At 69.1% G+C, this 7,494-nt stretch carries 8 protein-coding genes and 1 pseudogene; 3 read left to right on the top strand and 6 right to left on the bottom strand.

Features of this window, described 5'->3' with window-relative positions; translation table 11 throughout:
- The first annotated feature begins 772 nt into the window (after positions 1 to 772).
- The gene (locus ABZ281_RS29435; RefSeq protein WP_356660321.1) at positions 773 to 943 is read left to right on the top strand and encodes a hypothetical protein; all 171 of its coding nucleotides are present in this window, start codon (positions 773 to 775) and stop codon (positions 941 to 943) included.
- Between the two features lie 16 nt (positions 944 to 959).
- Here the strand turns inward: ABZ281_RS29435 and ABZ281_RS29430 are convergent, their stop codons facing one another.
- The 6 genes from ABZ281_RS29430 to ABZ281_RS29405 form a co-directional block, all read right to left on the bottom strand.
- Positions 960 to 2,075 carry a site-2 protease family protein gene (locus tag ABZ281_RS29430; protein ID WP_356660319.1) on the bottom strand — a complete coding sequence of 372 codons (1,116 nt, stop codon included), beginning with the start codon at positions 2,073 to 2,075 and terminating at the stop codon, positions 960 to 962.
- Positions 2,072 to 3,463 (bottom strand): Na+/H+ antiporter NhaA, encoded by a 1,392-nt coding sequence (gene nhaA / locus ABZ281_RS29425; protein WP_356660317.1) that lies wholly within the window; start codon positions 3,461 to 3,463, stop codon positions 2,072 to 2,074. The genes ABZ281_RS29430 and nhaA overlap by 4 nt, the downstream gene beginning before the upstream one ends.
- Positions 3,464 to 3,522: 59 nt before the next feature.
- Positions 3,523 to 3,981, bottom strand: coding sequence for a CBS domain-containing protein (locus tag ABZ281_RS29420; protein ID WP_356660315.1), 459 nt, complete (start codon positions 3,979 to 3,981; stop codon positions 3,523 to 3,525).
- Positions 3,968 to 4,375: a hypothetical protein gene (locus ABZ281_RS29415; protein ID WP_356660313.1), complete on the bottom strand. Its 408-nt coding sequence runs from the start codon at positions 4,373 to 4,375 to the stop codon at positions 3,968 to 3,970. Before ABZ281_RS29415 ends, ABZ281_RS29420 begins: the two co-directional genes overlap by 14 nt.
- Before the next feature lie 126 nt (positions 4,376 to 4,501).
- Complete coding sequence (locus tag ABZ281_RS29410) at positions 4,502 to 5,161, bottom strand: response regulator transcription factor (protein WP_356660311.1); 660 nt, start codon at positions 5,159 to 5,161, stop codon at positions 4,502 to 4,504.
- A 2-nt stretch (positions 5,162 to 5,163) separates the two neighbouring features.
- On the bottom strand, positions 5,164 to 6,114 hold the full coding sequence (locus ABZ281_RS29405) for a HAMP domain-containing sensor histidine kinase (protein ID WP_356660309.1): 951 nt from the start codon (positions 6,112 to 6,114) through the stop codon (positions 5,164 to 5,166).
- 562 nt (positions 6,115 to 6,676) lie between these two features.
- On the opposite strand from ABZ281_RS29405, the gene ABZ281_RS29400 reads away from it, so the two are divergent.
- Both ABZ281_RS29400 and ABZ281_RS29395 read left to right on the top strand, forming a co-directional pair.
- Positions 6,677 to 6,991: a hypothetical protein gene (locus tag ABZ281_RS29400; RefSeq protein WP_356660307.1), complete on the top strand. Its 315-nt coding sequence runs from the start codon at positions 6,677 to 6,679 to the stop codon at positions 6,989 to 6,991.
- A 90-nt stretch (positions 6,992 to 7,081) separates the two neighbouring features.
- Positions 7,082 to 7,372: pseudogene (locus ABZ281_RS29395) on the top strand (DUF3040 domain-containing protein).
- The last annotated feature ends 122 nt before the right edge of the window (positions 7,373 to 7,494 follow it).

The raw sequence follows: 7,494 nt of genomic DNA, 5'->3' as shown, positions 1-7,494 counted from the left end.
ACACCGAACCCGGAAGGCCCTCACCTGTTCAAGATCCCTCAACCGAGACCTGGCTCACCCGTCCACAACCTCCCCGGACAGAACACCTAGGCGAACCTCGCGCTCAAGCTCCAGGCGCCGCCGTGCCTGGTGCACGCCGGTGCGTTCCTCAGGCGACCCCACACGGGCGGTGTTCAGTGCCATCGGCGTGACCCTTTCCTCACGCACGTTCGGAAGCGGGCCGGGCCGGGCAGCCGACGCTTCGGCTAGTGCCGCGGCACTAGCTTTCATCCTGACCGATCAGGGGTGGGGGCGGACATCGGTGGCAGACCCCATTTCTGCCCTGGTGTGGCATGTAGGTGTACGCGAAGCGAGGCGCCCTGCCCCGCTGGGGACCGTCCCGGCAGCAGCCCTGATGCGCAGGGCGCGAACTCGTGAGTGCCGCCGCCGAGTTCGGTGCGGATCAGGGTTCGGCGTCCGCCCCCAGTGGGGCTTGGGCCGTTGGGCCAGTTGCCAGTAGGAGGGCGTCGATATGGTCAGCAGTGTTGATGCCCGCGTTCACGGGCCGCAGAAGACCGGCCACCCGCTCGCCAGGTCCGGTTATACCCGTGGTCGACGAACCCCATCAGCGGATGGTGGCCGATGCTCTTCTTCCAGGTCGCTGCCAGTCGTCCTGCTTTCTCGGGATGTGCGATCACCCACACGCGTCCAGGTCCACGGTTACCAAACTGCGGCGTCCAACGCCGCTGCGCCGGTCAACTTCCAGACGTGTTCACGCACGCTGGCGCGGGCGGTGAGGATCGCCGCCAAGGCCGTGGCCCGCCCGCGGAGAGGGCTGCGCCGGCCCAACGCCGACCGGCTCGCCGACCCGGGCGGCCCGCATCTGGGTGAGCAGCGGGAGCGGCACGGCTCCTACCGCTGGGTCGCCGATATCGCTGCGGGACGCCGCGTCCGCTGCCGGTGAAAGCCGCGTGGGATGGTCACTGGTTCCCCCCGCGGAGTGTGCGGCGCTGGACGAGCCGGGAGATGTCGCGTTCGGTGATGATGCCCACCAGTTGTTGCCCGTCGGTGACGACAATGGGCATGCCACTGGCCGGTGAGAGCTTTTCGAGCACGCTTTCCAGCAGGTCGTCCGGTGCGCAGGTGGTGCACCGCGCCCAGGAGATCGCTACATCCCGTACACGCAGGGTCTCCCGCTGCGGGGCGGGGACTTTCGCGAGCCGCGGGAGGGTCAGCAGGCCGCTGGGATGTCCTTGGAAGTCGATCAGGATCACCTTGGAGTGAGGGGTTCGCACGGCGACGTCGTCGATGCACCGCTGCACGGTCAGCCAGTCGTGGCACGTCTCGACGGGACTCGACATGGCGTCGGCCGCCCGGACTCCGCGCAGGGCGGGAGCGAGTGTCGCGTGCTGGCGCTCCGCGGTCGCGACGATCATGACGAAGAAGCCGATGAGCGCCAGCCATAGCCCACTGAGGGTGCCGCGCAGGACGGCGATCCATCCGACGCCGATCAGAACGATGCCCAGAATCTGCCCGCTGCGCTCGGCGCGGTCCCGGTCTCCGGTACGCCACCACATCAGCGCCTGCACCACCCGTCCTCCGTCGAGCGGTGCGGCCGGCAGCAGATTGAACACGCCGACGACGAGGTTGACCCATCCGAGCCAGAGCAGGACGGCCGCGGGCATTTCCCAGCCGGGCAACGTGTTCAGCCCGATGCCTGCCCCCACTGCGGCGGCACCGATGACAAGGCTGGTGAGCGGCCCCATCACGGCTACCAGAAAGGCCACGCCGGCCGCCCGCGGCCTGCCCATTTCCGTCATCCCGCCCAGGGCCCACAGGGTGATGCTCTGGACCCGGATGCCCTTGTTTCGGGCTGTGATCGCGTGGGCGGCCTCATGGGCCAGCAGACTCGCGAGGAGCAGCAGGGCGCCAGCCAGGCCGGCGACCGTGTAGATAGAGCTGGGCTGGTCCGGAATGGCGGCCGGGAGTGTCTGACTGGCCAGGCTGTATCCGAAGAACAGCAGAAGTAGGGGCACGGTCCAGTGGAGGCGCAGCGGCACCCCGAGGACGCGTCCCATCCGTACTGAGTTGTTCATCGTCCTCTCCTGGTGATCGGGGCAGGCGGTCCTCCGCTGTCGTCGTGACCAGGGCTGTCTGGCTGCTGAGTGTTCCGGGGGGCGTTCTGCGGTGGGCTTGAGTCGGCGTGTTGGTAGATGTCGGGGATGCCGTCGGCGTTTTCGTCGCGGTTCTCTTCCTCGTACAGTCGCCGGTATTTGTTGTTGCGCAGCCGCAGCAGCAGGCAGGCCAGGAGTGCGGAGGCAAGGGAGCCGAGGAGGACGGCGGCTTTGATGTGCTTGAGGTCGGTGGGGTTGGGATAAGCGAGTTCGCCGATGAGCAGTGAGACGGTGAAGCCGATGCCGGCCAGCATGGCCACGGCGATCACGTCCGCCCAGGCGAGGTCCCGGCTGAGCCGGGCACGGGTGAAGCGGACGGCGAGGTAGGAGCCGCCGAAGATGCCCAGGACCTTGCCGGCGGCCAGGCCCAGGGCCACGCCGAGCGGCTCCGGTTCGCTGACGACATCCTTCAGCGTGTCGCCGGTGACGCTGACGCCAGCCGCGAACAGCGCGAACAGGGGTACGGCCACTGCGGCGGAGACCGGGCGGACCAGGTGCGCGATCTGTTCGGCAGGACGTCGGCCTCGTTCGCCGTCCTTGGCCACGCGCAGGAGCAGGCCCATGGCGACTCCTGCCACGGTGGCATGCACGCCACTGTTGTACATCAGGCCCCAGATGGCCAGGGCGAGCGGCAGGTACCAGTACCAGCCGTGCACACGCCGTCGGTCGTGCAGGTGGAAGAACAGCACCAGCCCAAGGACGGCGCCGATGAGAGCCGCGAGGTTGATTGTCGAGGTGTAGAAGAGGGCGATCACGATGATGGCGCCGAGGTCGTCGACCACCGCGAGGGTCAGCAGGAAGGCGCGCAGTGCGGACGGCAGGTGGGTATCGATCACCGCGAGCACGCCCAGTGCAAAGGCGATGTCGGTGGCCATGGGGACGGCCCAGCCGTTCCACGTTCCGCCCAGGCTGGTGGCGACAAGGCCATAGACCAGGGCGGGTACCGCCATGCCGCAGGCAGCCGCGATCACCGGCAGTGCCGCCGTTCCGGGGTGGCGCAGTTCGCCGACCACCAGCTCGCGCTTGAGTTCCGCGCCGGCGACGAAGAAGAAGATCGCCAGCAGTCCGTCCGCCGTCCAGTGGGCCACGGAGAGGTCCAGCCCCAGGGCCTCGATGCCGAAGTGGAAGTCCCGTACAGAATCGTATGCATCGCGCAACGGGGTGTTGGCCCACACCAGCGCCGTGGCAGCCGCGGCGAGCAGCAGCATCCCTCCGACCGTCTCGGTACGCAGCGCGTCCGCCACGAACGTGCGCTCGGGCAGCGGGAGACGGCCGAGGAAAGTCCGGTTGCTACGGCTGCGTCGGCGCATGCGGCTGACCTTTCGATGACGGGGCGCGCCTCCCGGGTCGCTTCGAGGCGAACGGCCGCTCACGCCTGGAGAAGCTGATCCACCAGGCGCGCGGCGGTGATGACGCCGAGAAGGTGGCTTTGGCCTCCTTGTCCCTGATCGACGACCGCGATGAGCGGACTTCGGGTGCGGCCCATCACTTCCGCGATCTTCAGGGCAGTGCAGTCCGGAGCGACTATGGGCAGGAGCGGCCTGCCCGCAGGCAGGCAGTCGACGAGCTTGCGCCCCTGGAGCGCGCGGCACAGTTGAACGGCGTGAGGTTCGTCGATCACTTCGCCGAGAAGGGGATTCTCCTGGACATAGCCGGGCAGCAGTGCCCTGCCCACCTCGCAGGCGGGCAGCGCCGCGTACGGCTGCCCGCCGGAGTCGACCACGAGTAGCCCGGGCAGACCGTGTTCGACGAGGGCTCTCAGCGCCTCGACGGCCGAGGTGTCCTGGCTGACGGTGACATAAGGCTGCGCGAGATCACGGGCGCGCATCGGGGCCTCCCCCTGGAAGCTCGGCGCTTTGTCGCGGGAGACGAGTCGGCCTTGTTCTGCGGCTCCCCCCGTAACCGGCAGCCCGGCGCTGCGAATGAACGGAGGTTGCTGGGAGTCGGCTGTTCGGCGGTCCCTGCTTGTCATCCGCAGACGGCCGCGTCGCAGTGAGGATGGCCGTGAGGAGGAGACCCAGCACCGCGATGACCGCACAGGCGATACCCGTCTTCCAGCGCCAGTCGAACCGCCTGCCGCTGTCGTCGACACATTCCTCGGAATCCTCGTCCTCGTCCTCGTGGAGGAACTGCTGGTTCAGCGCATCGATCAGTGCGGCCAGTTCGGGATCCTCCTGCGAGAGGCGCCGCTCCATCTCCGCGAGGATGTGCCGGTCGTCCATCGGGGGGTTCATATCGATCACCTGCGGTGCGTCTGTGGGACGGGGTCTCATCCGCGAACGCCACGATCGCTCGCGGTTCTGCTCTCCGCGGTGCCGGCGCCGTTTGGTGCCGCCTCGGTCGTGTGGTCAGGGTTCGATCAGTCCGACGCGGATGGCGTAGCGGGTGAGTTCCAGGCGGTCCTTCATGCCGAGCTTCTGCAGCAGGTTGGCGCGGTGGCGTTCGACGGTCTTGGGGCTGATGACGAGGATGTCGGCGATCTCCTGTGAGGTGTGGCCTTCCGCGACGAGTTTGAGGATCTCCTCCTCGCGGTCGGTGATGGCCCTGGCGGGCAGGGACTGGCCTTCGCGGACGCGGTCGAGGTAGTTGCGGATGAGGGCGTTGACCGCGCCGGAGTAGAGGAAGGGTTCGTCACGCATAGTGGCGCGACAGGCTTCGACGAGGTCGCGGTCGGCGACGGACTTGAGGACGTAGCCGGAGGCGCCGGCGGCCAGGGCTTCGAAGAAGTACTGCTCGTTGTCGTACATCGTCAGGATGAGGATGCGCAGCTCCGGCTGGATGCGTGAGAGTTCGCGGGCGGCCTGCAGGCCGGTCAGGCGGGGCATGGCGATGTCGAGGACGGCCAGGTCGGGATGGTGGGTACGGGCGGCCTCGATGGCCTCGGCTCCGTCGCCAGCTTCGGCCACCACGGTGAGGTCGGGTTCGCTGTCGAGGATGAGGCGCACTCCGCGGCGGACCAGGTGGTGGTCGTCGGCCAGCAGGATGCGGGTGGGCGTCGCCTCGGTCATGGTCACTGACTCCGGTGGGGGGTGGGGACGGTCAGGCGTACCTCGGTGCCTCCGTCGGGGGCGGGGCCGAAGGTGAGGCCGGCGCCGATGAGCAGGGCGCGTTCACGCATGCCGCGGATGCCCGCCCCTTCGGTGGCCACCTCGATGCCTCGGCCGTTGTCGCGCACGCATAGTTCTACGCCGTCCGGGGTCCGCTCCAAGGTGAGGCCGACGCGCGTGGCGTCGGCGTGGCGGGCCGTGTTGGTCAGGCTTTCCTGGGCGACGCGGTAGAGGACGAGTTCGGCGTTCTCGCCCAGCGGCGGCAGGTCGGGCTCGATGTGGTGCCGTACGGACAGGGCGGGGCTGGTGAACTCGGCCGCGAGGGATTTCAGCGCGCTGGTCAGGCCGAGTTCCTCAAGGACGCCGGGGCGCAGGCGGCGGGCGATGCGGCGAATCTCGTCCAGGCTGGCGCGGGTGGTCTCCTGGACCTGGTGCAGTTGCTCACGTACCGGGTCGGGTGCTTGGTCGGCGACGCGTTTGAGGTCGAGCAGGACGGCCGTGAGCGTCTGGCCGATCTCGTCGTGGAGTTCCTGGGCGATGCGGTGGCGTTCGGCTTCCTGCGCGGTCAGGGCGCGGGCGGCGCTGGTGGCGCGTTCGGCTTCCAGCCGGTCGAGCATCGTGTTGAACGTGGTGATCAGTTCGGCAACCTCGCCGTGACCGCCGACAGCCGGGCGGGCGCCGGGGCGCAGCAGGTCGGTGGTGGTCATGGCGCGGGCGAGGCGTTGCAGCGGAGCCAGGCCAATGCGCAGCAGGAGCGCGTTGGCGATCAGCATTGCGGCCAGCCCGCCGCTGAGGACCGCGGCCTCAGCGAGTCGGACGGGGGCCGACACGGTGGCCGGGCCCAGCAGCAGCAGCGCAGTGGCTGCAACCAGTACCACGGCGTTGAGCAGGAAGATCCTCCAGAACAACGGCACCGGATACCGTCTCCTCAAGCTGGTCCTTGCTTCCACTATCGCCTCCCCGGCAGCGGACGGCGGGCCGACCGGTCACTGAAGGCTGCCTCCGCTCAAGGCGCTCTGCTCCAGAGTCTGCGCCGGGCAGGGCGAACGTCCATCGGGTCTGGCACCCATTTCCGCGTCCCCTCTACAGCTCTGGCCCGCGCGCAGCTGGGTGTCGGACCCGATGGCGGCCGCCGCCTGTGGCGAGTGAGGGTGGAGTCAATCCCCGCTGTCGGCCCACTGACCGTCGTGCGGAGGCGACCGCTTGCGGCGTCGGCTGACGCGAGCCCAGCCTTCGACAGCCCTCCTCTTGGCTGGGCGGGAAAAGCCGCAGGTCTTTCGGATCACGAGAGGAGCCCGGCACCGATGTACGCAGCACCACAGCCAACAGGTCACACCGAGTCGGTTTCCGGTCCGGCCCTGCTGGTGCTGCGGTTGCGTCGCACGGCGGCTGGATGGGTGCGCCGTATGGCGGGCGTCAGCACGGCCGGAACAGGCAGGCAGGGCGTGGGGGAGGAATGGCCGTGAGCGTTACGGCATGGTCGACGGCAACCGTCACAGTGTGCCCTTCGGCGCCACCGGCTGCGATCGGCGGTGGTCGGCTCACCCGGAAGGGAAGACCAGAGCCCGCGTGCGTCCCGCGGCGGGCGCTCGCACACTCGCCGCGGTTCCGGCCGGCAACCCCACAAGGGTCGGCGCCTACGCCGACCGGAATCGTCGCCCTCCGTGTCTCCGATCGCTCCGCCGCCAGATCTCGTTCCGGCACCTCACCGTCTACGGCCTGATCGTCACCGCCCTCACCATCGCCGTGTCGGCCGCGTATGTACGGCTGCACTCCCTCCTCCTGGTGTGATCGTGATGCCCCGACCTCCCAAGGAGAGCAGATGGCTCGCACCGTCGATCGCGACGCCTGCCCGCAGTCCCGTGCCCGGAGGTGGGCATCATGCCCGGACTCGATGACAGGCGGCTCACTGAGATCGAGGCCCTCCTCGACCGCGAGGATCCCCGGTTCGCCCGCGCTCTTGGGGCCTGCCGCCCCTGCCGGCCGCGTGAGTACCGGCACGCAAGGGCCTGACTGCTCCTCGCCGTCGCCATGGCCGTGCTGGCCACTGGCCTCGCCTTGGCCCACGGGCTGCTCATCGCCACCGGCCTGGTCCTGGCCGGTATGGCCGCAAAGCTGTTCGACCCCGAGCGTGACGCGCGCAGACACCGCACCTCTGCGCCCCGGTCCTGACCTCGGCGACCGTCCAGCGGCTGCGGCTGGCACGAGGACCCGTCGAACCCGACGGCCGCCAGCAGGACCAGGCCCTTGATGACCTGCTGCCAGTCGGTGCCGATGCCGACGAGGTTCATACC

It is taken from the genome of Streptomyces sp. NPDC006265 (genome assembly GCF_040613555.1).
GTDB lineage: Bacteria > Actinomycetota > Actinomycetes > Streptomycetales > Streptomycetaceae > Streptomyces.
Note: the sequence above shows the minus strand (reverse complement) of the source record. Positions and strands in the feature narration are given on the sequence as shown.